Genomic DNA, 22,337 nt, shown 5'->3' with positions numbered 1-22,337 from the left:
CCTCTTGGGCCGGGATCGGTGTCACTCGCCCAGCAGGCGCATCATTTCCGCCTCATCTATTACCGGAATATTGAGCTGCTGCGCCTTGGTCAGCTTGGAACCGGCCGCCTCGCCCGCAATCACCAGATTGGTCTTGGCCGACACGCTGCCGCTGACCTTGGCGCCAAGGGCCACCAGGCGGTCCTTGGCCTCGTCGCGGGAAAGCCCGGTTAACGAGCCGGTCAGCACGATGGTCTTGCCGGCGAACGGGTTATTGTCTTCGGCGGGCGCCGCCACCGGCTCCGGCCAGTGGATGCCGATGGCGGGGCTGACCAGCTCGGCGATAACATCCAGGTTGTGCTGCTCGTCAAAAAAGTTGCGCACATGGGCGGCCACCACTTTACCAATATCCTGCACGCTCACCAGCGCGTCAATATCGGCGGCGTACAGCGCATCCAGGGTTTTGAATTCCGCCGCCAGGTTGGCGGCGGTGGCCTCCCCCACTTCGCGAATGCCCAGGGCATACAGAAATCGCGCGAATGTGGTTTGTTTGGCGGTCTCCAGGGCCGTCAGCAGATTTTGCGCCGACTTCGGCCCCATGCGATCAAGACGGGCCAGGATGTCCTTATTCAGGCGGAACAGATCGGCGGGCGTCTTGACCAGCTCGCGCTCGACCAGCTGATCGATGATTTTATCGCCCATGCCGTCCACATCCAGCGCCCGGCGCGACACAAAATGCTTCAGCGCCTCTTTGCGCTGGGCGCCGCAGACCAGGCCGGCGGTACAGCGCACCACGGCTTCGCCTTCCACCCGCTCGACGTCGGAGCCGCACACCGGGCAATGGGTGGGAAAGACGATCGGCCGGGCATCGCCGGGGCGTCGCTCCAGCACCACGCCCACCACCTGGGGGATCACGTCGCCGGCGCGGCGGATAATCACCGTATCGCCGATTTTCAACCCCAGTCGCTCGATTTCATCGGCATTGTGCAAGGTGGCGTTGCTGACCATGGCGCCCGACACCAGCACCGGCTCCAGACGGGCCACCGGCGTTACCGCCCCGGTACGGCCCACCTGGAACTCGACGTCCCGCACCCGCGTCATCTGCTCCTGCGCCGGAAATTTATAGGCGATGGCCCAGCGCGGCGCGCGGGCGACAAAACCCAGCCGCTGCTGCAGCGCCAGGGAATCGACCTTGATCACCACGCCGTCGATATCAAAGCCCAGGCTGGCGCGCTGTTCCTGGACATGGCGATAGAATTCCAGCACCTGTTCGGCGCCGGTACACAACCTAATACGGTTGCTGACCGGCACGCCCCAGGATTTAAACAGCTGCAAGCGTTGCCAATGGCTGGCGGGCAGCTCGCCGCCTTCCAGCAGGCCGACGCCGTAAGCGAAAAAGGTCAGCGGCCGTTTGGCGGTGATGGCCGGATCCAATTGACGCAGCGAGCCGGCGGCGGCGTTGCGCGGATTGGCGAACACTTTGCCGCCCTCGCGTTTGGCGTCGTCGTTCAGCCGCTGGAAACCGGCCTCGGACATAAACACTTCGCCGCGGATTTCCAGCCGTTGGGGATGGGGTCCGTCGCCGTCCTGGAGCCGCAGGGGGATGGTGCGGATGGTGCGCACGTTGGCGGTGATGTCTTCGCCGGTGGTGCCGTCGCCGCGGGTGGCGGCGCGTACCAGCCGGCCGTCTTCATACAGCAGGCTGACCGCCAGGCCGTCGAGCTTCAGCTCGCAGCAGAATACCAGGTCGTCGTCGCTTCTCAGGCGATCGCGCACCCGCTTGTCAAACGCCAGAAAACCGTCTTCGTCAAACACGTTATCCAGCGACAGCATCGGCACTTCATGGCGAATCTGGTGAAAGACGGTCAGCGGCGCGCCGCCGACGCGCTGGGTGGGGGAATCCGCGGTAAGCAGTTCAGGATGCTGCGCTTCCAGCTCGCGCAGCTGCGCCATCAGCCGATCGTATTCGGCATCCGGCACCTGCGGCTCATCCATCACATGATAAAAATATTCATAACGGCGCAGCAGGGCGCGCAGGGCGTCTATTTGTTGATTGATTGGTTCCATTGCTCACCATCAGCGAAAAACCCCCCGCAAGCGGGGGGCGTGAAAATCAGGCGCAACAGCCGTTGGCGTCAGGCGCTGGCGTTAACATCAAGCACGTCGCGAATGCGCGCCTTGTAGATATCCAGCTTCTGGGGCGTTAACATCCGGCGTTCATCATCCAGCACCACGCCGCCGCAATCGTCCGCGATACGCTGCGCCGATTGCAGCATCAGTTTGAAATTCTGATGCGCGTCGCCATAGGAGGGTACCATCATAAACATAGAGACGCCCGGGGTGGTGAAGGCCGCCATTTCCTCGGGATCAAAGGATCCGGGTTTGACCATGTTCGCCAGGCTGAACAGCACCGGGCCGCTGCCCGCGGGATTCAGGTGACGATGGAAGATATTCATTTCGCCAAACTGGAAGCCGGCCTGCAGCACGCTTTGCAGCAGTTCCTCGCCACCGATGACGGTGCCGTTGTGGGCCGCGACGTGCAGGACCAGCACGGTCTCCCGGCGCTTGGCCGGCTGAGGGTCGGCGTCCCTTGGCGCGTCGCCGCGCGTTTCCTCACGGGGACGGGACGGCGCGGGAGCCGGAGGCGGCTCGTCCGGCAACACGGCCTGCTGGCGTTTTTTGAAAAATGAGGTCTTCATCCGCGGCGCCGGAGCGGGCGGCGCGAGCTCGTCTTCCGCTTCTTCCGCCTCGCTGTCGGCGTCGACATCATCGAGCAGGGGATCGAAGTTATTGCGCGCATGGGTTGCGGACTTATTGCCGAAACCCGGTTCCTGCTGCGAACGCGGTCCACGCGCATGTCCTCCCGGGACGCGAATCTCGGGTTCCTGCGTGTCATAGCGCCCAAACGCGGGCTCGTCGTCGGCACGGACCTTGGTTACCCTGACTTCGCCCACACCTTCATCACGCTCTTCCAGCGGAGGCTCGTCCTGATCCTGTCGGTCTTGTTTCAGTCGTTTAACCGGGCGATCGCGGAAAACCGATGAGCGTTCTTTACGGCTGGTCCACAGGCCGTGCAAGAGCAACGCTATGATAGCGATCGCACCAACAACGATTAATATCAGACGCAAATCCTGCATCATTGCCATCTCAGTTGTTCTAATTCATTGCCACGGCGGCAAACATTTACTCTGTTAACTCTATTTGCCTGCGTAGACAAGTGCAAGTCCGCGCGGTACTTTCTGACAATAAAGATAGCATCAGCACAGTTTTTTGCTGTTTTTTCAACCAAAAGTGCTAAAACGACAAAATACTGGCGTAGCCGATGCGTCCGTTTTCCTTTTTCTCCGTATAAAAAATGGTCGAAAAAAATGTTTAACGATACAAAATCCCGCAGCGGTTGCCATTATTTTGTCCGCGGCTGGCATTTAATCATGCTGCCGGGCATCAAACGCTACGTTGTACTGCCGCTTATCATGAATATCGTGCTGCTCGGCGGCGCGTTCTGGTGGCTGTACACACGTCTGAATATCTGGATCCCCAGGCTGATGGAACATATCCCCGCCTGGATGCAATGGCTGGGCTATTTGTTATGGCCGCTGTGCGTCCTGGCGGTGCTGCTGATATTCAGCTATTTTTTCAGCACCGTCGCCAACTGGATTGCCGCGCCGTTCTGCGGTTTGCTCGCCGAACAGCTGGAAGCGCGTCTCACCGGTCATACCCTGCCCGACAGCGGGGTCATGGCCATGGTCCGGGATACGCCGCGCATCCTGCACCGCGAATGGCTTAAACTGGCGTACTACTTGCCGCGGGCGCTGGCGCTGCTGGCGCTGCACCTGATACCGGCCTTCGGCCAGACCGTGGCGCCGGTGCTGTGGTTTTTGTTCGGCGCCTGGATGATGGCCATCCAGTACAGCGATTATCCCTTCGATAATCACAAAGTGCCTTTTATCGCCATGCGCCGCGCATTGGCGCGACACAAAGCCCAGAACCTGCAGTTCGGTGCCCTGGTCTATATTTGTACCGTAATCCCCTTGCTTAATCTGGTGATTATGCCGGTGGCGGTATGCGGCGCCACGGCGATGTGGGTCGACAGGTATCGTACCGATTTCGCGGCGCCGGTGCCTATGAGGTAATGGCCCGCCCCCCGGCGGTACGTTCTTAAAACTTATGTCTTAATAACATATCGATATACTATTCTTTTACTTCCGTCGGCCATGCGAAAGGGTATGCTTTGGTTATCATTCCCCTAATTTGCACTTACAGTAAAGGACCGGTCATGAGCAACATTTACGAAGACAATTCCTACACCATCGGCCATACGCCCCTTGTCCGCTTAAACCGCATCGGCAATGGTCGTATTCTGGCGAAAGTGGAATCCCGTAATCCAAGCTTCAGCGTGAAATGCCGCATCGGCGCCAATATGATTTGGGACGCGGAAAAACGCGGCGTGCTCACACCCGGCGTTGAACTGGTGGAACCCACCAGCGGCAACACCGGCATCGCCCTGGCCTATGTCGCGGCGGCGCGGGGCTACAAGCTGACCCTGACCATGCCGGAAACCATGAGCACCGAACGCCGTAAGCTGCTCAAGGCGTTGGGCGCCAGCCTGGTGCTCACCGAAGGGCCGAAAGGCATGAAGGGCGCCATCGCCAAGGCGGAAGAGATCGTGGCCACCGATCCCAAGCGTTACCTGATGCTGCAACAGTTCAGCAATCCGGCCAACCCGGCCATCCATGAACAGACCACCGGCCCGGAAATCTGGGAAGATACCGATGGCGATGTCGACGTCTTCATCGCCGGCGTCGGCACCGGCGGCACCCTGACCGGGGTGAGCCGTTATCTGAAAAAGACCAAGGGAAAAGCGGTTATTTCGGTGGCGGTTGAACCCACGGACTCGCCGGTGATCACCCAGGCGCTGGCCGGTGAAGAAATCAAGCCCGGCCCACATAAAATTCAGGGCATCGGCGCCGGTTTTATCCCGGAAAACCTGGATTTGAGCCTGATTGACCGCGTGGTGAAGATCACCAACGACGAGGCCATCGCCACCGCCCGCCGCCTGATGGAAGAAGAAGGCATTCTCGCCGGCATTTCCTCCGGCGCCGCGGTTGCCGCCGCGCTGAAATTACAGGAAGACGCGGCCTTCGCCGACAAGACCATTGTCGTGGTACTGCCCTCTTCCGGCGAGCGTTATCTCAGCACCGCGCTGTTTGCCGATGTGTTTACCGAAAAAGAGTTGCAGCAGTAAAATCCATCGTCGCTTATGTGCGCTTCTACCCCAAAAAGCACCCTGCCGGGTGCTTTTTTGTGGAGTAGATCAAATTTTTGCCCCCTGCATAATTGATTTTGTTGGCTCTGTCTTGTATTTAAGCAGACAATTATTTCGATGTATGAAATTAATCAGGCTATTAATTGTTCTGCTAGCTGAATCGATTAACGCCCTATGGATTTTGGCGCAAAAGCGGCATAATGGTAAATGGCACAACGGCGTATCACAGCTTTCATAAGCGTTAGCCAGAAATGCTTTTATACCGTTTTTTGCTCGCATACATCTTTGTCTTTGTAACATACTCAGGCACTAACCATATAGGCTAAAGTCCATGTTTTAAGCTAAACTTTAGCCCCACAACACTGATATCATCTAATAAGTTGGGGAAACATAATGTTCCAGCAAGAAGTCACGATTACCGCACCTAATGGTCTGCATACCCGCCCTGCCGCTCAGTTTGTCAAGGAAGCCAAAGGCTTCGTTTCCGATATCACCGTAAGCTCCAACGGTAAAAGCGCCAGCGCAAAAAGCCTGTTCAAACTGCAAACGCTGGGCCTGACCCAGGGTACCGTGGTCGCCATTATCGCCGAAGGGGAAGACGAGCAAAAAGCTGTGGAACATCTGGTTAAACTGATGGCAGAGCTTGAGTAATCCAGGCCCGTTTTTTTACGTTAACGCGAGTCACGAGTGAGTAAGGTAGGGTTATGATTTCAGGCATTTTAGCATCACCGGGCATCGCCTTTGGTAAAGCGCTCTTACTAAAGGAAGATGACATCGTCATCAACCGGAAAAAGATTTCTGCCAACCAGGTTGAGCAGGAAATCGAGCGTTTTCTGGCTGGACGTACCAAAGCATCCGCGCAGCTGGAAGCGATCAAAACCAAAGCTGGCGAAACCTTCGGTGAAGAAAAGGAAGCAATCTTCGAAGGCCATATCATGTTATTGGAAGACGAAGAGCTTGAGCAGGATATCATAGCCCTTATCAAAGAAGACCTGGCGACGGCGGACGCCGCCGTTTACAACGTTATCGAGACCCAGGCCAAGGCGCTGGAAGAGCTTGACGACGAATATCTGAAGGAACGCGCCACTGACGTGCGCGATATCGGCAAGCGGCTGCTGCGCAACATTCTCGGCATGCCCATCATCGATTTAAGCGCCATCGCCGAAGAAGTGGTGCTGGTGGCAACCGATCTGACGCCCTCAGAGACGGCGCAGCTCAATCTTGACAAGGTGCTGGGGTTTGTCACCGATCTGGGCGGGCGCACCTCCCATACGTCCATTATGGCCCGTTCCCTGGAACTGCCGGCCATCGTGGGCACCGGCAACGTCACTAAAAGCGTGGTTAATGGCGATTATCTGATTCTTGATGCCGTCAACAACCAGGTGTATGTCAATCCGACGCCGCAGCAAATCGAAGAACTCAAGGCGCTGCACAGCCAGTACGTGCTGGAAAAGACCGAGCTGGCCAAGCTGAAGGACCTGCCGGCCATTACCCTTGACGGCCATCAGGTCGAAGTGTGCGCCAATATCGGCACGGTGCGCGACGTCGCGGGCGCCGAGCGCAACGGCGCCGAAGGCGTGGGCCTGTATCGCACCGAGTTCCTGTTTATGGATCGCGACTCCCTGCCGACCGAGGAAGAACAGTTCCAGGCCTATAAAGCCGTGGCGGAATCCCTCAGCACCGGTTCCATTATCGTGCGCACCATGGATATCGGCGGCGATAAAGATTTGCCTTATATGAACCTGCCGAAAGAAGACAATCCGTTCCTGGGCTGGCGCGCCATCCGCATCGGCCTGGATCGCAAGGAAATGCTGCACGCGCAGCTGCGCGCCATTCTGCGGGCGTCGTCCTTCGGCAAGCTGCGCATCATGTACCCGATGATTATCTCGGTGGAAGAAGTGCGCGAACTGAAGGTGGAGCTGGACCTGCTGAAAGCCCAGTTGCGCGAGGAAGGGAAATCCTTCGACGAGTCTATCGAAGTGGGCGTGATGGTGGAAACACCGGCCGCCGCGACCATTGCCCATCATCTGGCGAAAGAAGTTGATTTCTTTAGTATTGGGACAAACGATTTAACTCAGTATACTCTGGCGGTGGATCGCGGTAACGAGTTAATTTCGCATCTCTACAACCCCATGTCACCGGCGGTGTTGACGCTGATTAAACAGGTTATTGACGCATCTCACGCGGAAGGTAAATGGACTGGTATGTGTGGCGAGCTGGCAGGTGATGAACGTGCTACACTACTGTTATTAGGGATGGGACTGGATGAATTCAGCATGAGTGCTATCTCTATCCCGCGCATCAAGAAAATTATTCGTAATACGAATTTTGGCGATGCAAAGGCGTTAGCAGAGGAAGCTTTAGCTCAACCGACCGCGGACGAGTTGATGAATCTGATAAACAAATTCATTGAAGAAAAAACGCTCTGCTGATTTCACGACGCTGACCCGCTATAAATGCTTAGGAGAAGATCATGGGTTTGTTCGATAAACTGAAATCTCTGGTTTCCGATGATAAGAAAGACATGGGAAGCATAGAAATAGTTGCACCCCTTTCAGGTGAAATTGTTAACATTGAAGATGTGCCTGATGTCGTTTTTGCCGAAAAGATCGTGGGCGACGGCATTGCCATTAAGCCCAGCGGTAACAAAATGGTGGCACCGGTTGACGGCACCATTGGGAAAATTTTTGAAACCAACCATGCTTTTTCCATCGAATCCGATAGCGGGATCGAGCTTTTTGTCCATTTCGGCATCGATACCGTCGAGCTGAAGGGCGAAGGCTTTAAGCGTATCGCACAGGAAGGTCAGCGCGTCAAGAAAGGCGACGTCGTGATTGAGTTTGATCTGCCGTTATTGGAAGAGAAAGCCAAATCCACCTTGACTCCGGTCGTGATCTCCAATATGGATGAGATCAAGGAACTGATTAAGCTGACCGGCAGTGTTGTTGTAGGCGAAACACCCATTATTCGTATAAAGAAATAATACCAGGCAACCCAGTCCCAGCCAGGATGTGTTATCGTCCGGCGCAAACGGCACCCCAGCGGGTGCCGTTTCTCTTTGCTGAACCCGGTGTTGCCATGATTTGCCTTTAACACGTCTGTATTGCGGCCGGTGATCATGGGGTCCGTCGCACCATGGGACTGAGGTGGTCTGGCGATATTAGGTTCTGTGCAAGTGAATGTCGCAGCGATAAGGGTTATGCCGCTGCGGCGAGGGTTATGCCGCTGCGGCGAGGGTTATGCCGTTGCGGCGAGGGTTATGCCGCGGCGGTAAGGTTTATGTCGCTGCGGTAAGGTTTATGTTGCTGCGGCGTGGGTTATGCCGCTGCGGTGTGAGTTATGCCGCTGCGGTAAGGTTTATGTTGCTGCGGCGTGGGTTTCGCTTGCCGTGCGTGCGGTGGATATATGCAATGCCGGGCGCCGGCAAGCGACAAAGAGGCCGTACCGCGACGGCCTCCTTGACCTCCGCGCGCCCGGCAGGTCGCGCGTCGCTGCGCGATGCCTTCCGCCGCCCATGTCCCCGTTATGCACCGGCCCGGTTAGCGCTCCCGGCGCAACCGGGCCTTTCGCCGCTCCCGGCGGCTCATGCCGGGGCCACTGGCGCCGTCAGCGCGCTTTATGCCGGTCCACATGTCGCTGTTCGCCTGCAGCCTATGAAGCGATCGCGACGCTGTTGCCTGGGATAGGGTCTGGCGTCGGCAGACGATTGACCGTTATAGATGCAGTTGGTAGAGCAAAAGACAGGTCATACAGGCATGCTCTTTGCAGTCATGCAGTCATGCAGTCATGCAGTTAGGCAGTTAGGCAGTTAGGCAGTTAGGCAGTTAGGCAGTTAGGCAGTTAGGCAGTAAAGTGTTTATCATTCAACTTTAAGCTTTAACAGTAAGCATTACACTTTCGGCCATCAGCGGGTAGACTCTGGGCCAAAATGGATACTGATATTTTTCCCGGTAAGTGCATGCCGCAAGAAACCCAAAAACGCTATTTTACTCACAGGCGATGGTGTTGACGTGGTGCCGGCATAGAGTGCGCCGGCGGCGCGCATCACGGCTGGATGAGCCGCCGGGAGCGGCGAAAGCCCGGATTGCGCCGGGAGCGCATATCGGGCGGTCCAAAAGCCGGGATGGGTGATGCCGGGCACCGCGCAGCGGCGCACGATCTGCCGGACGCGCGGAGGTCAAGGAGGCCGTCGCGGTACGGCCTCTTTGTCGCTTGCCGGCGCCCGGCAATACCTATGAACACCTCACGCACGGCAAGCGAAACCCTCTCCGCGGCAACATAAATCTCACCCGCAAGCCCTCGCCGCGGCAACATAAACCTCACCCGCAAGCGTCAGCGAAACCCTCACTACGGCAACATAAACCTCACCCGCAATCCTGTCCCGCAGTTGACTAAAAAACGGGCCCGACGCTACGCCATCTGCACCCTTAAACACGCGCAGGGTTCAGGCCCAGTGAGGAATACGGATACGGATGACCAGGCCGCCGCTGGCGCCGTTAAACGCTTCCACCTGCCCGCCGTGCGCCAGCACCGCCTTGCGGGCGATGGCCAGGCCCAGGCCGTAGCCCTTGCCGTTCAAGGGCGAATTGACGCGCACGAAAGGGTCGAAAATACTCGAGAGCTTGCTCTCCTCCACGCCCGGCCCCTGATCGGCAACGGTAATATCCAGTTGAGTCTCCACCCGGGACAGCGTCACGCTGACGCGTTGCCCGTGGGTGGAAAAACGCACGGCGTTGCGCACGATATTTTCCACCGCGCGCCGCATCATTTCCGCATTGCCTTTCACGGTATAGTCTTCCGGCTGGGCGGCGCTCAGCGCGATTTCCACCCCGGGCACCTGCGCCTCGTAGCGTGCGTCGTTGACCACCGCCTCCACCAGCCCGTACAGATCAAAATAGTCTTCGCCGGCAGACCCCTGGTGCTCGGCGCGGGTGAGCGCCAGCAGCTCGCCAATCATCCGGTCCAGACGGCCCGCCTCATGTTCGATGCGATCCAGGGATGCGGAAACATTATTCGGATTCTGGTGCGCCAGGCCGATGGCCAGCTGCAGGCGCGCCAGCGGCGAGCGCAGCTCATGGGAAACATCATGCAGCAACGCCTCGCGATCGCTGACCAGCACCTGCAACCGTTCAGCCATGGCGTCGAAATCCTTGGCCACGTCGGTAATTTCGTCGTGGCGCCGACGCATCACCGGCAGCAGGCGCACGCTTAAGTCGCCGCGGGATACCCGTTCAAACGCCCTGCGCAGCATCAGCATCGGCCGGGTCAGGTTCCAGGCCAGCAGCATGCTGAACAGCAGCCCGCCCGTCAGGCCCAGCCAGAACAACGGGCTTGGCATATGCAAAATGCTGCCGCGGCGTCCCTGGTGCGCGTCATGGCGCAGCCCGAGAAGATCGTAACTGAGCAGGTAATGCCGTCCGTCGGCGGCGGTAACCCGCCGGCTGATGATGTCGGGCGGTCCGAAGCGGGTGGTATCGTCCGCGACCGGATCGGCGACGTCGGCGACAAAGGAGAAGAACTGCCGATCGGTGCTCGTCCATGCCGCGCGCAGGGCCTCGAACGCCGGTGTCCCGCCGCTGGCCAGTACGGACGCGGCGGAGTCAAGCTGCAGGTTGGCGATACGGCGGGCGATATTTTCCTCGGGCGGCTCGTGATGGCTGCCGTAAAGGGAGAACACCACCCAGAGCAGTTGGGTGATCAACAGGAAAATCAGCCAGAATCCCAGCAGTATCTTCCAGAACAAACGACCCCGGTTGGCCATTAGCGAATCCGGTAACCGATGCTGCGCACGGTTTCAATACTCAGATTACTGCCGGGCAAAACGGATAATTTCTGGCGAATATTGCTGATATGGACATCGACGCTGCGATCGTAGGCCTCGCGGCGACGGCCCAATCCCTTTTCCGACAGGTCGTCCTTCGAAACCACGCGATCCGGCGTGCGCATCAGCAATTCCAGTAAATTAAACTCCGAGGCGGTGAGGTCAAAGGCCACCCCCTGCCACTGGCTGGAGCGGGTGGCGGGGTTGAGCGTCAGTTCGCCATAGCGTACCGCCCCCGATTCCGGCGGTTCACTGCGCTGCTCGTCAAACCGGCGCATCACGGCGCGCAGCCGCGCCACCAGTTCGCGTGGATAACAGGGTTTGGGCATATAGTCGTCGGCGCCCATTTCCAGCCCGATCACCCGGTCGATATTATCGCCTTTGGCGGTAAGCATGATAATCGGGATACGGCTGCTTTTGCGCACCTGGCGCAGCACATCGGTACCGCTCATATCCGGCAGCATGATATCCAGCACCATGGCGGTATAGTCGCCGGACAACGCGCCGATGACGCCTTCCTTTCCGGTCAGGGCCAACGACGTGGTAAATCCTTCAGCGGACAGGTATTCACTGAGCATCTTGCCCAGTTCCTGATCGTCGTCAACCAGCAAAATCTTCATGTTTTTCTCCATAACAGCGGCATCTCTCTTCATCAGGCCTAAGCATGGCATAAAACCGCGCCGGGCAGGCGAATTATCCCCTTATGCAGACCGCTAATCAGGTAAGTCGTTCAGACCGCGTCAAACACGCCGGTGGAAAGATAACGGTCGCCGCGATCGCAGATAATCGCCACGACCAGACTGCCAGGCGCCTCGCGGGCAATGCGCAGCGCGCCGGCCACCGCGCCGCCGGAGCTGACGCCGCAGAAAATGCCCTCCTCGCGCGCCAGCTGACGCATGGTATCCTCGGCTTCCCGCTGGTGGATATCCATGATCACATCAACCACCTCCGGGCGGAATATGCCTGGCAGATAGGCCTGCGGCCAGCGGCGTATGCCGGGGATAGCGCTGCCTTCGGCGGGCTGCAGCCCGATAACGCGCACGCCGCCGTTCTGGTTTTTCAGGTACTGGCCGACGCCGGTGATGGTGCCGGTGGTGCCCATGGCCGAGACAAAGTGGGTGATGCCGCCCGCGGTTTGCCGCCAGATTTCCGGGCCGGTGGTGGAAAAGTGGGCATACGTATTATCAGGATTATTAAACTGGTCGAGCACCTTGCCCTCGCCTGAGCGCGCCATATCCTGCGCCCGGTCGCGCGCGCCTTCCATCCCCTCCTCCCGGCTCACCAGCACCAGTTCGGCGCCATAGGCGCGCATCGCCGCCTGCCGCTCCATGCTCATATTCTCCGGCATCAGCAGCCGCAGCCGGTAGCCCTTCATGGCGGCGATCATCGCCAGCGCAATGCCGGTATTGCCGCTGGTGGCTTCGATAAGCCTATCGCCCGGCGCGATTTCGCCTCGCCGCTCCGCCTGGGCTATCATCGCCAGCGCCGCGCGATCCTTGACCGAGCCGGCCGGGTTATTGCCTTCCAGCTTAACCCGGATCTCGCTGCCGGTCCCCGCCCCCATACGGCTTAATGTTACCAACGGGGTATTGCCTATGCATTGTTCAAGGGTTGTCACGTCGCTATTCCAATAATAAAACAGGCGGCCGCCGGGCCGCCTGTTGCGAGAAGGGGTAAGGTAAAGAACTTATCAAGCGCTTTCAGCGAAAGCAACGGGTTGCAACGCCTTATCGCCCACATACAGGCGGGCGTTCTGCGCCCCGAGGTAATACCGCTCGCCGCGCCGCGGCGGCGTCACGCCCGCGCCGGGCAATACCACGCTCAGGGGCTCCTGGTGCCAGCCGACGGGCTGGACCAGCAGTTGCCAATAATGCCCGCGCGGGCTGATATCAATGACCTGCACCGGCAGCGGACAACGATCGCTGGGCTGGTCGGCGATCTCCATTTCCCAGGGACGCAGGAACAGATCCACGTGGCCCTGGTGGATGGGCGCATAGTACAGCGGCCAATGATACTGGCCGATATACAACTGCGACCCGCGGATTTCGCCATCCAGCCGGTTTACCTCGCCCATGAACTCCAGCACAAAACGGGTGGCCGGCTCGCGCCAGACGTCCTGCGGCGTGCCGACCTGCTCAATATTGCCCTGGCTCATCACCACCACGCGGTCGGCCACTTCCATGGCTTCTTCCTGGTCGTGGGTAACAAACACGCTGGTGAATTTCAGCTCTTCATGCAGCTGGCGCAGCCAGCGGCGCAGTTCTTTGCGCACCTGGGCATCCAGCGCGCCGAAGGGCTCGTCGAGCAGCAGGATTTCAGGTTCCACCGCCAGGGCGCGCGCCAGCGCCACCCGCTGTTTCTGTCCGCCGGAAAGCTGCGAGGGGAAGCGGTTGGCCAGGTGGCCAAGCTGCACCATCTCCAGCAGTTGCGCCACCTTCTGCTTGATGGCGGCGGCGGAGGGACGCGCGCGCCTGGGCAATACCGTCAGGCCGAAGGCGATATTGTCGGCCACGGTCATATGGCGAAACAGCGCATAGTGCTGGAACACGAAACCAACATGGCGATCGCGGGCATGACGCTGGCTGACATCCTGCCCGCCAAAACGCAGATGGCCGCTGTTATGGTGCTCAAGACCGGCGATAATGCGCAGCAGGGTGGTCTTGCCGGAACCGGACGGTCCCAGCAGCGCCACCATCTCGCCGGTGGGAATATCAAGGGAGATATTGTTCAGCACCTTGGTGCTGTCGAAATATTTGCTGATATTGTCGATTTCGATACTCATCACTGCTCCCCCTGCCGAAGATGCGCCTGCTGGCGCGCCAGGCGCCACTGCAAACCGCTCTTCAGGAATAATGTAACGATAGCCATCAGCGTCAGCAGCGCGGCGGCGGTAAAGGCGCCCACGGTGTTGTAATCCTGATGCAACAATTCAACCTGCAACGGTAAGGTATAGGTCTCGCCGCGAATCGAGCCGGAAACCACCGACACCGCGCCGAATTCGCCGATGGTGCGCGCATTGGTGAGGATGACGCCGTACAATAACGCCCAGCGGATATTGGGCAACGTCACCCGGCGGAACATCTGCCAGCCGGAGGCGCCGAGCAAAATCGCCGCCTCATCCTCGTCGCTGCCCTGGCTTAGCATCACCGGCACCAGCTCGCGCACCACGAACGGACACGTGACAAACACCGTGACCAGCACCATGCCCGGCCAGGCAAACATCAGCTGGATATTATGGGTGTCCAGCCAGCCGGCCAGCGGGCCGTTGGATCCGTAGAACAGCAGATACAGCAGGCCGGCCACTACCGGCGATACCGCAAACGGCACATCCATCAGCGTCAGCAGTAGCTGCCGGCCGCGGAAGTTAAACCGGGTCACCAGCCAGGCCATCAGCGTACCGAACACCACGTTGACCGGCACGGCGATCAGCGCCACCAGCACCGTCAGCCAGATGGCGTGCAGCATGTCCGAATCGTTCAGGTTGCGCCAAACCGGCGCCAGGCCATCCGCCAGCGCGGTGACGAAAATGTAGCCCATCGGGATCACCAAAAACAGCAGTGAAATCACCATGCCGGTGCCGATTAACAGCCATTTCAGCCAGTCGGTGCGCACGCGTTCCGCGCCGTTAAAGGCGGAGATATCAGCCATCAGTGACCTCCCAGGCGCCTGCCGAAGCGCGATTGCAAGACGTTAATAGCGAACAGCAGCAGCAGCGACGCCGCCAGGATCACCGAGGCGATGGCGCTGGCGGCGGGATAATCGAACTCCTGCAGCCGGATAAAAATCATCAGCGAGGTGACCTCGGTTTTCCAGGCGATATTGCCGGCGATAAAAATCACCGCGCCGAACTCGCCCAGGCTGCGGGTAAACGACAGCGCGGCGCCGGCCAGCAGCGCCGGGGCCACCTCCGGCAATACCACCCGGCGAAACGACTGCCAGCGGCTGGCGCCCAGAGTTTGGGCCGCCTCCTCATATTCCGGGCCCAGTTCCTCAAGCACTGGCTGCACCGTGCGCACCACGAACGGAATGCTGGTAAAGGCCATCGCCACGGTAATGCCCAGCCAGGTATAGGATACCTTGATGCCGAAGTGCGCCAGCCAGGCGCCGTAGAAGCCGGTGGTGGAAAACAGCGTCGCCAGGGTCAGGCCCGCCACCGCCGTGGGCAGGGCAAAGGGCAAATCCATCAATCCGTCCAGCAGCCGGCGGCCGGGAAAATCATAGCGCGTCAGGATCCAGGCCATCAGCATGCCGAACGCGGCGTTAAACAGCGAGGCGACGCCCGCCGACAGCAGCGTGACCTTATAGGCCGCCAGCAGCTGCGGGCTGGTGATCACCTCCCAATACTGCTGCCAGCTCATCTGCGCGAGCTGCATCACCAGCGCGCTCAGCGGCAATAATAAAATCAGGCAGACAAACAGCAGACTGCTGCCCAGGCTCAAGCCGAAACCGGGCAGCACGCGTTTGCTTTGCAGGGCCAACATCAACGATGTCCCGCCGCGATTAATTTATCCAGCTCGCCGCCATTGCCGAAATGGGTGGTCATGACCTGCGGCCAGCCGCCGAACTGGTCCTCGACCCGAAACAGCGTGATTGCCGGAAATTTATCCTTCGCCGCCGTCATGATGGCGTCATTATTGACCCGGTAATAGAAGTTGGCGATGACCTGCTGCGCCGCCGGGCTGTAAAGGTAATTCAGGTAGGCTTTCGCCGCCTCGAGGGTGCCGTTTTTCTCGACGTTTTTATCCACCCAGGCCACCGGGAATTCCGCCAGGATATTCACCGCGGGCACGATGACCTCATAGTTGTCGGTGCCGTACTGGTTACGGATATTATTCACTTCCGATTCAAAGGAGATCAGCACGTCTCCCTGGCCCCGTTCGGCAAAGGTGGTGGTGGCGCCGCGGCCGCCGGTGTCGAAAACCTCGACATTGGCGATGAATTTCTGCATCCAGGCGCGGGTCTTCGCCTCGTCGCCGCCGTCCGCAAGGCTGGCGGCGCCCCAGGCGCCCAGATAGGTATAACGCCCGTTGCCGGAGGTTTTCGGGTTGGGGAACACCAGCTTCACGTCGTCGCGCACCAGATCGTTCCAGCCATGGATATTTTTGGGATTGCCCTTGCGTACCAGGAACGCCATGGTGGAATAAAACGGCGAGCTGTTGTTGGGCAGCCGGCTTTGCCAGTCCGCCGGGATTAAATCGCCACGGTCGTGCAGGATCTGCACGTCGGTGACCTGGTTGTAGGTGACCACGTCCGCTTTCAGGCCCTGCAAAATCGCCAGCGCCTGTTTGGAGGAGCCGGCGTGGGATTGTTTAATGGTCAGCGTGTCGCCGGGATGCTGCGTTTGCCACTGCTGCTCGAACGCCGGGTTCAGGGCCGCAAACAGCTCGCGCGACACATCATAGGAGCTGTTCAGCAATTCAGTCGAGTGCGCCGGACCGCAAGCCAGCAATACCGCCGCGATACAACCTTTGACTGCACGGCTTGAAATCAGCGTTTGATTCATTCTTTACCTTTGGTTCATACGTTATAAAACCTGCCTTATGGTGATACAGTTTATTTATAACGGCCCTATAACCTGTAACGGTTTTTTATACCTTTTTCTGCTTTAAGAGCATGAAAAGCTATAAGCACCCTCATGGTGCGTAAAACGCCGCCGACGGCGGCCGTTAAGGCTGGAAACCAGGGTAAAAAAACGCCGGCTGCGGCGGTGAGCCGCGCCGGCATGTCATGCGCGCCGCCGGCGGGAAACGGCTTAACCGGCGCTGTTGGCGTGCCAGACTATTTTGCTGACCCGCCAGCTTTTTAACGTGTCGTCCGCCGGCATCAGCTCATCCGGACCATGCCAGGTACCGGAAAAAACATAGCTCACATGGCGGCTCTGCGGCGCGGCGCACACCACCTGATCCTCGCCTGCGCCGCGCGCGCAGGCGCCGAAGGCTTTGTCGTACAGGCTGCTGAAGGGCGTGCCGATTTTTACGCCCCAGGCGCTGGCGATGTCGCTGTCCGTCACTTCCACGCGTTCAACCTTCCCCGCCTGCGGACCGTAAAACGTCATTTTTACCCGATCGTCTTTTAACGCCTGATAAAAGGCGACGATACCGCCGCTGCGCGTCTCCATGCCGCCGCGCAAACGATAATTGCCGTTCAGCGCCTTATCCAGCGCCTCATGTTCCAGCGGCGTGGCGGCGGTAACATTACCGACGCCGGTATCGCCGACAGTGGCGCTGCTGCCGAACCAGTTAAACGGCGACAGGCTGGACCAGGAGAAATTGGACAGGGTCGAACAGCCCGCCAACAAAATGGGAAGCCCGATAATCAACGGGCGCAACTGCTTCATGTAAACTCCTTAACAAAGATTCCGGCAAGCGTTTGCGGTATTGGATACCGCAAGCGACGTAAAGTGCCATTTATCGGATTTTTTGACAAACCCCGTTTCTAACACGGGAACATTCCGGCGGATAACGGATTATAGGGTGCGTTAATGTCTGTTTACCGGCCCCGTAATGACGGCGGGCTCGCAAATCAAGCGCCATGTGCCATGCTTAGGTTTTCATTGTATAAATAAATAATCGGGATTCTACCCTGCCCATTCCACCGGTTACGGCGGCATGGGCCGATTTAAAAGGAGAACTATTGATGATGAAAAAAGCGACAATTGCCGCGCTTATCCTATTATGCAGCCTGCCGGCACTGGCGCAAAACGGCGGTTTTCACGGCGACGAGCCGCCCCCGCCCCCCGACAAACAGCAAAGCGGCTTCAGAGGCTCCGCCGATGCCAAGCAGGTCACCATAAAGCAGGCCAAGGGGATGAAAGACAATGCCTGGGTCACCCTGCAGGGCAATATCGAGAAAAAGCTTGGCGGGGATAAATACCTGTTTCGCGACCATACCGGCAGTATCGAGGTGGAAATCGATAATGATAAATGGAACGGGCAGGATGTCTCTCCCAAGGATTTACTGGTCATCAGCGGTAAGCTGGATAAGGACCGCCACGGCGTAAACGTGGACGTGGAACATCTCCTGAAGCAATAAGCCGGCCGGGGCCGGCACGACCACCGGCCCTTCCCCCGCCGCGCTAGTACTCCTGATCCTCGATCAGCCGCTTGCCCAGGGTCACGCTCTCGATAAGTTCGTATTCCAGCTTTTCATACATGCCGATCACCGCCTCGTTGTCTTCGCGCACCATCAGATGGATCTTCGGACAACCGCGCGCGATAAGCTTTTTCTCCAGACGGCTTATCAGCGCGTTGGCAATGCCCCGGCCGCGGTAATCGGGGTGTACGCCAAGATAATAGGCCGAGCCGCGATGGCCGTCGTACCCGCCCATAATCGAGCCGACCACTTCCCCCGCCACCTCGGCCACCATAAACAGGTCGGCGCCGCACTGCATTTTGCGCTCGATATCCATTTCCGGATCGTTCCAGGGACGCAGCAAATCGCAACGTTCCCAAAGCGTAATCACTTCCTCGAAATCGTCTTGACGAAATACACGGATTTCCATAGCTGACCGCCGTAATCTCAAGCAAATAAACCTAATAGCCTGATTATCGCGTTATTTACCCTGAAGGCAAATAACATCGTCGCCGGGAGCGCTATTTCTTGCTTATTAACCTCATAACGGTTTTTCCCGCGCGCCGGCAGGTAATAGATGGACATAGTTCCGCCATCGATCGCGGGAGATTCTTATGTTATACCCTAACATTTGCCGCCAACCCTCAGCATCCGGTCTGTTTTATCTATGGTCATGAAAAAAGTCATACCCTCCGCCCCCCTGAATATTCTGCAATCCCGCCGCCAAATGCTGCTGTCGTGCCTGGCGCTGGCCTCGTTGACCGCCCGGCCGGGCTTTGCCGCCGGCGCGCTGCTGCCCGCAAGCCCGGGCGCGCCCAGGCCCGCCGGCGGTCCGCACTGCGTGATGATTGATCCCGGCCATGGCGGCATCGATCCCGGCGCCATTGGCCACCAGGGCGCCAAGGAGAAGCATGTGGTGCTGGCGATTGCCAACAAGGTGCGCGACAACCTGGCGCGGCACGGCCATATCCAGACCCGGCTGACCCGCGAGCAGGACGAATTTATTCCCTTGTTCCGGCGGGTCGAGCTGGCCCATGAGCACCGGGCGGATCTGTTTGTTTCCATCCACGCCGACGGGTTTACCAGCCCGGACGCCGCCGGCGCGTCGGTATTCGCCCTGTCTAATCGCGGCGCCAGCAGCGCCATGGCCGGATATCTGTCGCAAAAGGAAAACGCCGCCGATGACATGGCGGGAGGCAAATACCGGCAGCAGGATAATTATCTGCAGCAGGTGTTGTTTGATCTGGTGCAGACCGATACGATTAAAAACAGCCTGACGCTGGGCCGCCACCTGCTTAACCATATCCGGCCGGTGCATCAGCTGCACAGCCAGCATACCGAGCAGGCGGCGTTCGCGGTGCTGAAATCCGCCTCGATCCCGTCGGTGCTGGTGGAAACCTCCTTTATCACCAACCATCGGGAGGAGCAGTTGCTGGAAACCGCGGCGTTTCAGGATCGTATCGCCTCGGCCATCAGCAGCGGCATCGTGGACTTTTTCGCCTATTTCGACGCCCATGAGCGGCATGCGGGCGGCGCCACCCGCCCCTAAGGGGCGTTGCGGCGGTTGGTCACGGCAGCCGGCGAGGTTATACTGCATGGCCTATATCTCCGCGCGGCCTTAACCCCGCGCGCAATCAACCAGGGCTTGCGACATGACTTCACCTGATATTGGACATATCAAAGGCTTCCTGCTGGATCTGCAGGACAGAATCTGCCATGCCCTAGCCGCGGAAGACGGCGGCGCCTTCAGGGAAGACCTGTGGACGCGCGACGAGGGCGGCGGCGGGCGCACCCGGGTCCTGCGCCAGGGCCGGGTATATGAACAGGCGGGAGTCAATTTTTCCCACGTGGAGGGCGCGCGCCTGCCCGCCTCCGCGAGCGCGCACCGCCCCGAACTGGCCGGGCGGAGCTTTCAGGCACTGGGCGTGTCGCTGGTGGTCCATCCGCACAACCCCTACGTTCCCACAAGCCATGCCAACGTGCGTTTTTTTATCGCCGAAAAACCCGGCGCCGATCCGGTGTGGTGGTTTGGCGGCGGCTTCGATCTCACGCCGTTTTATGGTTTCCAGGAAGATGCGGTGCACTGGCACCAGACCGCCCATGACCTCTGCCGTCCGTTTGGCGACGATGTGTATTCCCGCTACAAAAGCTGGTGTGACGACTACTTCTTCCTGAAACACCGCAACGAGGCGCGCGGCATCGGCGGGCTGTTTTTCGATGATCTCAACACGCCGGATTTCGAGCGGGCCTATGCCTTTACCCGTGCGGTGGGCGAAGGCTACCTGGACGCCTACCTGCCGATAGTCCGCCGGCGCAAGGTTTTGCCGTGGGGAGAGCGGGAACGCCAGTTTCAGCTCTATCGCCGCGGGCGCTACGTCGAGTTCAACCTGGTCTGGGATCGCGGTACGCAGTTCGGGCTGCATTCGGGCGGGCGCACGGAATCCATTCTGATGTCGCTGCCGCCGCAGGTGCGGTGGGAATATGATTATCAACCGCAGCCGGACAGCCCGGAGGCGGCGCTGTACCGCGACTTTCTGCCGGTGCGCGACTGGCTGTCCCAAGGAGAACGTTAATGGCGATATGGGTTGACGCCGATGCCTGCCCCAAGGTCATCAAGGAGATTTTATTCCGCGCCGCGCAACGTTTGTCGGTCATGGTGACGCTGGTAGCCAACCAGACCCTGGCGGTGCCGCCCTCGCCCTTTATCCGCACCCTGCGCGTCGGCGCCGGCTTTGACGTGGCGGATAATGAAATCGTCCGCCGCGTCGGCCCGGGCGATCTGGTGATCACCGCCGATATTCCCCTGGCGGCGGAAGTGCTGGAAAAAGGCGCGGTGGCGCTCAACCCGCGCGGCGAGATGTACCGGCCCGAGACGATTCGCGAACGGCTGACCATGCGGGATTTTATGGATACCCTGCGCTCCAGCGGCATCCAGACCGGCGGGCCGCCGCCGCTCAGCCAGCGCGAACGCCAGGAATTCGCCCGCGAGCTGGATAAGTGGCTGCAGCAGGCCAAAGGCTGACGACGCCGCGGTTTCACCCGGCACACGGCGGCGCCGGCGGCGGACGGGCCGCCGCTTTTTATTCGGCGCCCGGGCCCCGCTTGCCGCGGGGCCGCCATCGTTTTTGTCCATTATAATAATCAGAAAAAGCGCATTTCATTCTGCGTCTTGTTGAGGCAGTGTTATCCTTAGGTTAACTGTAACTTAGATCAGATGTATTATTTTCTTCATGGAGTTGAGAAATGAATCAGTTAGAAGCGCTAAAGCAATTCACTACCGTCGTGGCCGACAGCGGCGACATCGAATCGATTCGTCATTATACCCCGCAGGATGCCACCACTAATCCATCGCTGATCCTCAAGGCCGCCAGCCTGACCGCCTACCAGCCGCTGTTTGAAGACGCGCTGGCCTATGCCCGCAAGCAGGGCGGCACCCGGGAAACGCAGATCATCAATGCCAGCGATAAACTGGCGGTGAATATTGGCGTCGAAATACTGAAAAGCGTCCCGGGCCGCGTCTCCACCGAAGTGGATGCCCGCCTGTCGTTCGATCGCGGTATGTGCGTGGCCAAGGCGCGCAAACTGGTCGGCCTTTACCAGGATCAGGGCATTGATAAATCCCGTATCCTGATCAAGCTGGCCTCCACCTGGGAAGGCATCAAGGCGGCGGAGGAATTGGAACGGGAAGGCATCAACTGTAACCTGACCCTGCTGTTTTCGTTCGCCCAGGCCCGTGCCTGCGCCGAAGCCGGCGTATACCTGATTTCGCCGTTCGTTGGGCGCATCTATGACTGGTATAACCAGCGTAAACCGATGGAACCGTACGATGTGGAACAGGATCCGGGCGTTAAGTCGGTGCGCGCTATCTATGATTATTATAAAGAACATCGCTACCAGACGGTGATCATGGGCGCCAGCTTCCGCAAGACGGAACAGATCCTGGCGTTAGCCGGCTGCGATCGCCTGACCATTTCCCCGGCCTTGCTGGAAGAGTTGCATAACAGCGAAGAACCGGTAGAGCGCAAGCTCTCTCCTTCCACTGAAGGTTTTCACCAGCCCGCCCCGTTGTCCGAACCCGAATTCCGTTGGGAACACAACCAGGATCCGATGGCCGTTGATAAACTGGCTGAAGGCATTCGTCAGTTTGCGGTGGACCAACAGAGCCTGGAAGACCTCCTGGCGGCCAAACTGTAATCTTTG

General features: G+C 59.0%; 21 protein-coding genes. 10 read left to right on the top strand and 11 right to left on the bottom strand.

Annotated features, from left to right (window positions below):
* Window positions 1-21: 21 nt before the first annotated feature.
* Together ligA and zipA are read right to left on the bottom strand one after the other, a co-directional pair.
* Window positions 22-2,046, bottom strand: a complete 2,025-nt coding sequence (ligA, locus tag ACL2XN_RS25045; protein ID WP_413729691.1) for an NAD-dependent DNA ligase LigA — start codon at window positions 2,044-2,046, stop codon at window positions 22-24.
* Between the two features lie 68 nt (window positions 2,047-2,114).
* Complete coding sequence (gene zipA, locus ACL2XN_RS25040) at window positions 2,115-3,119, bottom strand: cell division protein ZipA (RefSeq protein ID WP_413729690.1); 1,005 nt, start codon at window positions 3,117-3,119, stop codon at window positions 2,115-2,117.
* Window positions 3,120-3,347: 228 nt separating this feature from the next.
* Here zipA and cysZ point away from each other — a divergent pair, with 228 nt between their 5' ends.
* From cysZ to crr, 5 genes are all read left to right on the top strand, one after another.
* A complete protein-coding gene (cysZ, locus tag ACL2XN_RS25035; protein WP_413729689.1) occupies window positions 3,348-4,112 on the top strand; it encodes a sulfate transporter CysZ in 765 nt (254 codons plus the stop codon).
* A 143-nt stretch (window positions 4,113-4,255) separates the two neighbouring features.
* Window positions 4,256-5,224: a cysteine synthase A gene (cysK, locus tag ACL2XN_RS25030; RefSeq protein ID WP_413729688.1), complete on the top strand. Its 969-nt coding sequence runs from the start codon at window positions 4,256-4,258 to the stop codon at window positions 5,222-5,224.
* Window positions 5,225-5,638: 414 nt separating this feature from the next.
* On the top strand, window positions 5,639-5,896 hold the full coding sequence (gene ptsH / locus ACL2XN_RS25025; protein ID WP_162368145.1) for a phosphocarrier protein Hpr: 258 nt from the start codon (window positions 5,639-5,641) through the stop codon (window positions 5,894-5,896).
* A gap of 53 nt (window positions 5,897-5,949) precedes the next feature.
* A complete protein-coding gene (ptsI, locus tag ACL2XN_RS25020; RefSeq protein ID WP_410014114.1) occupies window positions 5,950-7,677 on the top strand; it encodes a phosphoenolpyruvate-protein phosphotransferase PtsI in 1,728 nt (575 codons plus the stop codon).
* Between the two features lie 41 nt (window positions 7,678-7,718).
* Complete coding sequence (gene crr, locus ACL2XN_RS25015) at window positions 7,719-8,228, top strand: PTS glucose transporter subunit IIA (RefSeq protein ID WP_162368143.1); 510 nt, start codon at window positions 7,719-7,721, stop codon at window positions 8,226-8,228.
* Window positions 8,229-9,689: 1,461 nt separating this feature from the next.
* Here crr and ACL2XN_RS25010 read toward each other — a convergent pair.
* The 8 genes from ACL2XN_RS25010 to ACL2XN_RS24975 form a co-directional block, all read right to left on the bottom strand.
* The gene (locus ACL2XN_RS25010; protein ID WP_410014113.1) at window positions 9,690-11,006 is read right to left on the bottom strand and encodes an ATP-binding protein; all 1,317 of its coding nucleotides are present in this window, start codon (window positions 11,004-11,006) and stop codon (window positions 9,690-9,692) included.
* Complete coding sequence (locus ACL2XN_RS25005; protein ID WP_410014112.1) at window positions 11,006-11,686, bottom strand: response regulator transcription factor; 681 nt, start codon at window positions 11,684-11,686, stop codon at window positions 11,006-11,008. Before ACL2XN_RS25005 ends, ACL2XN_RS25010 begins: the two co-directional genes overlap by 1 nt.
* A 110-nt stretch (window positions 11,687-11,796) precedes the next feature.
* A complete protein-coding gene (gene cysM / locus ACL2XN_RS25000) occupies window positions 11,797-12,684 on the bottom strand; it encodes a cysteine synthase CysM (protein WP_413723384.1) in 888 nt (295 codons plus the stop codon).
* A gap of 72 nt (window positions 12,685-12,756) precedes the next feature.
* A complete protein-coding gene (cysA, locus tag ACL2XN_RS24995) occupies window positions 12,757-13,848 on the bottom strand; it encodes a sulfate/thiosulfate ABC transporter ATP-binding protein CysA (protein ID WP_410014110.1) in 1,092 nt (363 codons plus the stop codon).
* The gene (gene cysW / locus ACL2XN_RS24990) at window positions 13,848-14,714 is read right to left on the bottom strand and encodes a sulfate/thiosulfate ABC transporter permease CysW (RefSeq protein ID WP_410014109.1); all 867 of its coding nucleotides are present in this window, start codon (window positions 14,712-14,714) and stop codon (window positions 13,848-13,850) included. Before cysW ends, cysA begins: the two co-directional genes overlap by 1 nt.
* Window positions 14,714-15,547: a sulfate/thiosulfate ABC transporter permease CysT gene (gene cysT, locus ACL2XN_RS24985; protein ID WP_410014108.1), complete on the bottom strand. Its 834-nt coding sequence runs from the start codon at window positions 15,545-15,547 to the stop codon at window positions 14,714-14,716. The genes cysW and cysT overlap by 1 nt, the downstream gene beginning before the upstream one ends.
* Window positions 15,547-16,569, bottom strand: coding sequence for a sulfate ABC transporter substrate-binding protein (locus ACL2XN_RS24980; protein WP_413729686.1), 1,023 nt, complete (start codon window positions 16,567-16,569; stop codon window positions 15,547-15,549). Before ACL2XN_RS24980 ends, cysT begins: the two co-directional genes overlap by 1 nt.
* A 249-nt stretch (window positions 16,570-16,818) precedes the next feature.
* Window positions 16,819-17,403, bottom strand: coding sequence for an RpoE-regulated lipoprotein (locus tag ACL2XN_RS24975; protein ID WP_410014106.1), 585 nt, complete (start codon window positions 17,401-17,403; stop codon window positions 16,819-16,821).
* Window positions 17,404-17,702: 299 nt separating this feature from the next.
* Between ACL2XN_RS24975 and ACL2XN_RS24970 the strand changes: the two genes are divergently transcribed.
* Window positions 17,703-18,098, top strand: coding sequence for a YgiW/YdeI family stress tolerance OB fold protein (locus ACL2XN_RS24970; protein ID WP_410014105.1), 396 nt, complete (start codon window positions 17,703-17,705; stop codon window positions 18,096-18,098).
* A gap of 43 nt (window positions 18,099-18,141) precedes the next feature.
* Here the strand turns inward: ACL2XN_RS24970 and ACL2XN_RS24965 are convergent, their stop codons facing one another.
* Complete coding sequence (locus ACL2XN_RS24965; RefSeq protein WP_410014104.1) at window positions 18,142-18,567, bottom strand: GNAT family acetyltransferase; 426 nt, start codon at window positions 18,565-18,567, stop codon at window positions 18,142-18,144.
* Window positions 18,568-18,810: 243 nt separating this feature from the next.
* Between ACL2XN_RS24965 and amiA the strand changes: the two genes are divergently transcribed.
* The 4 genes from amiA to tal all read left to right on the top strand — a co-directional run bounded on the left by amiA (window position 18,811) and on the right by tal (window position 22,331).
* The gene (gene amiA / locus ACL2XN_RS24960) at window positions 18,811-19,686 is read left to right on the top strand and encodes an N-acetylmuramoyl-L-alanine amidase AmiA (RefSeq protein ID WP_413731024.1); all 876 of its coding nucleotides are present in this window, start codon (window positions 18,811-18,813) and stop codon (window positions 19,684-19,686) included.
* A gap of 103 nt (window positions 19,687-19,789) precedes the next feature.
* The gene (gene hemF, locus ACL2XN_RS24955) at window positions 19,790-20,710 is read left to right on the top strand and encodes an oxygen-dependent coproporphyrinogen oxidase (protein ID WP_413729684.1); all 921 of its coding nucleotides are present in this window, start codon (window positions 19,790-19,792) and stop codon (window positions 20,708-20,710) included.
* The gene (locus ACL2XN_RS24950; RefSeq protein ID WP_410014101.1) at window positions 20,710-21,159 is read left to right on the top strand and encodes a YaiI/YqxD family protein; all 450 of its coding nucleotides are present in this window, start codon (window positions 20,710-20,712) and stop codon (window positions 21,157-21,159) included. Before hemF ends, ACL2XN_RS24950 begins: the two co-directional genes overlap by 1 nt.
* 221 nt (window positions 21,160-21,380) lie before the next feature.
* The gene (gene tal, locus ACL2XN_RS24945; RefSeq protein WP_410014100.1) at window positions 21,381-22,331 is read left to right on the top strand and encodes a transaldolase; all 951 of its coding nucleotides are present in this window, start codon (window positions 21,381-21,383) and stop codon (window positions 22,329-22,331) included.
* The last annotated feature ends 6 nt before the right edge of the window (window positions 22,332-22,337 follow it).

Origin of the sequence: Sodalis sp. RH22 (assembly GCF_047324165.1) — a bacterium.
Taxonomy (GTDB): Bacteria; Pseudomonadota; Gammaproteobacteria; order Enterobacterales; family Enterobacteriaceae; genus Acerihabitans.
The sequence above is the reverse complement of the archived record's forward strand: the minus strand, read 5'-3'. Positions and strand labels throughout refer to the sequence as shown.

Coding starts and splice junctions, on each gene's coding strand:
- ligA (WP_413729691.1), bottom strand. CDS start 2,046: ATGGAACCAATCAATCAACAAATAGACGCCCTGCGCGCCCTGCTGCGC.
- zipA (WP_413729690.1), bottom strand. CDS start 3,119: ATGATGCAGGATTTGCGTCTGATATTAATCGTTGTTGGTGCGATCGCT.
- cysZ (WP_413729689.1), top strand. CDS start 3,348: ATGTTTAACGATACAAAATCCCGCAGCGGTTGCCATTATTTTGTCCGC.
- cysK (WP_413729688.1), top strand. CDS start 4,256: ATGAGCAACATTTACGAAGACAATTCCTACACCATCGGCCATACGCCC.
- ptsH (WP_162368145.1), top strand. CDS start 5,639: ATGTTCCAGCAAGAAGTCACGATTACCGCACCTAATGGTCTGCATACC.
- ptsI (WP_410014114.1), top strand. CDS start 5,950: ATGATTTCAGGCATTTTAGCATCACCGGGCATCGCCTTTGGTAAAGCG.
- crr (WP_162368143.1), top strand. CDS start 7,719: ATGGGTTTGTTCGATAAACTGAAATCTCTGGTTTCCGATGATAAGAAA.
- ACL2XN_RS25010 (WP_410014113.1), bottom strand. CDS start 11,006: ATGGCCAACCGGGGTCGTTTGTTCTGGAAGATACTGCTGGGATTCTGG.
- ACL2XN_RS25005 (WP_410014112.1), bottom strand. CDS start 11,686: ATGAAGATTTTGCTGGTTGACGACGATCAGGAACTGGGCAAGATGCTC.
- cysA (WP_410014110.1), bottom strand. CDS start 13,848: ATGAGTATCGAAATCGACAATATCAGCAAATATTTCGACAGCACCAAG.
- cysW (WP_410014109.1), bottom strand. CDS start 14,714: ATGGCTGATATCTCCGCCTTTAACGGCGCGGAACGCGTGCGCACCGAC.
- cysT (WP_410014108.1), bottom strand. CDS start 15,547: ATGTTGGCCCTGCAAAGCAAACGCGTGCTGCCCGGTTTCGGCTTGAGC.
- ACL2XN_RS24980 (WP_413729686.1), bottom strand. CDS start 16,569: ATGAATCAAACGCTGATTTCAAGCCGTGCAGTCAAAGGTTGTATCGCG.
- ACL2XN_RS24975 (WP_410014106.1), bottom strand. CDS start 17,403: ATGAAGCAGTTGCGCCCGTTGATTATCGGGCTTCCCATTTTGTTGGCG.
- ACL2XN_RS24970 (WP_410014105.1), top strand. CDS start 17,703: ATGATGAAAAAAGCGACAATTGCCGCGCTTATCCTATTATGCAGCCTG.
- ACL2XN_RS24965 (WP_410014104.1), bottom strand. CDS start 18,567: ATGGAAATCCGTGTATTTCGTCAAGACGATTTCGAGGAAGTGATTACG.
- amiA (WP_413731024.1), top strand. CDS start 18,811: ATGAAAAAAGTCATACCCTCCGCCCCCCTGAATATTCTGCAATCCCGC.
- hemF (WP_413729684.1), top strand. CDS start 19,790: ATGACTTCACCTGATATTGGACATATCAAAGGCTTCCTGCTGGATCTG.
- ACL2XN_RS24950 (WP_410014101.1), top strand. CDS start 20,710: ATGGCGATATGGGTTGACGCCGATGCCTGCCCCAAGGTCATCAAGGAG.
- tal (WP_410014100.1), top strand. CDS start 21,381: ATGAATCAGTTAGAAGCGCTAAAGCAATTCACTACCGTCGTGGCCGAC.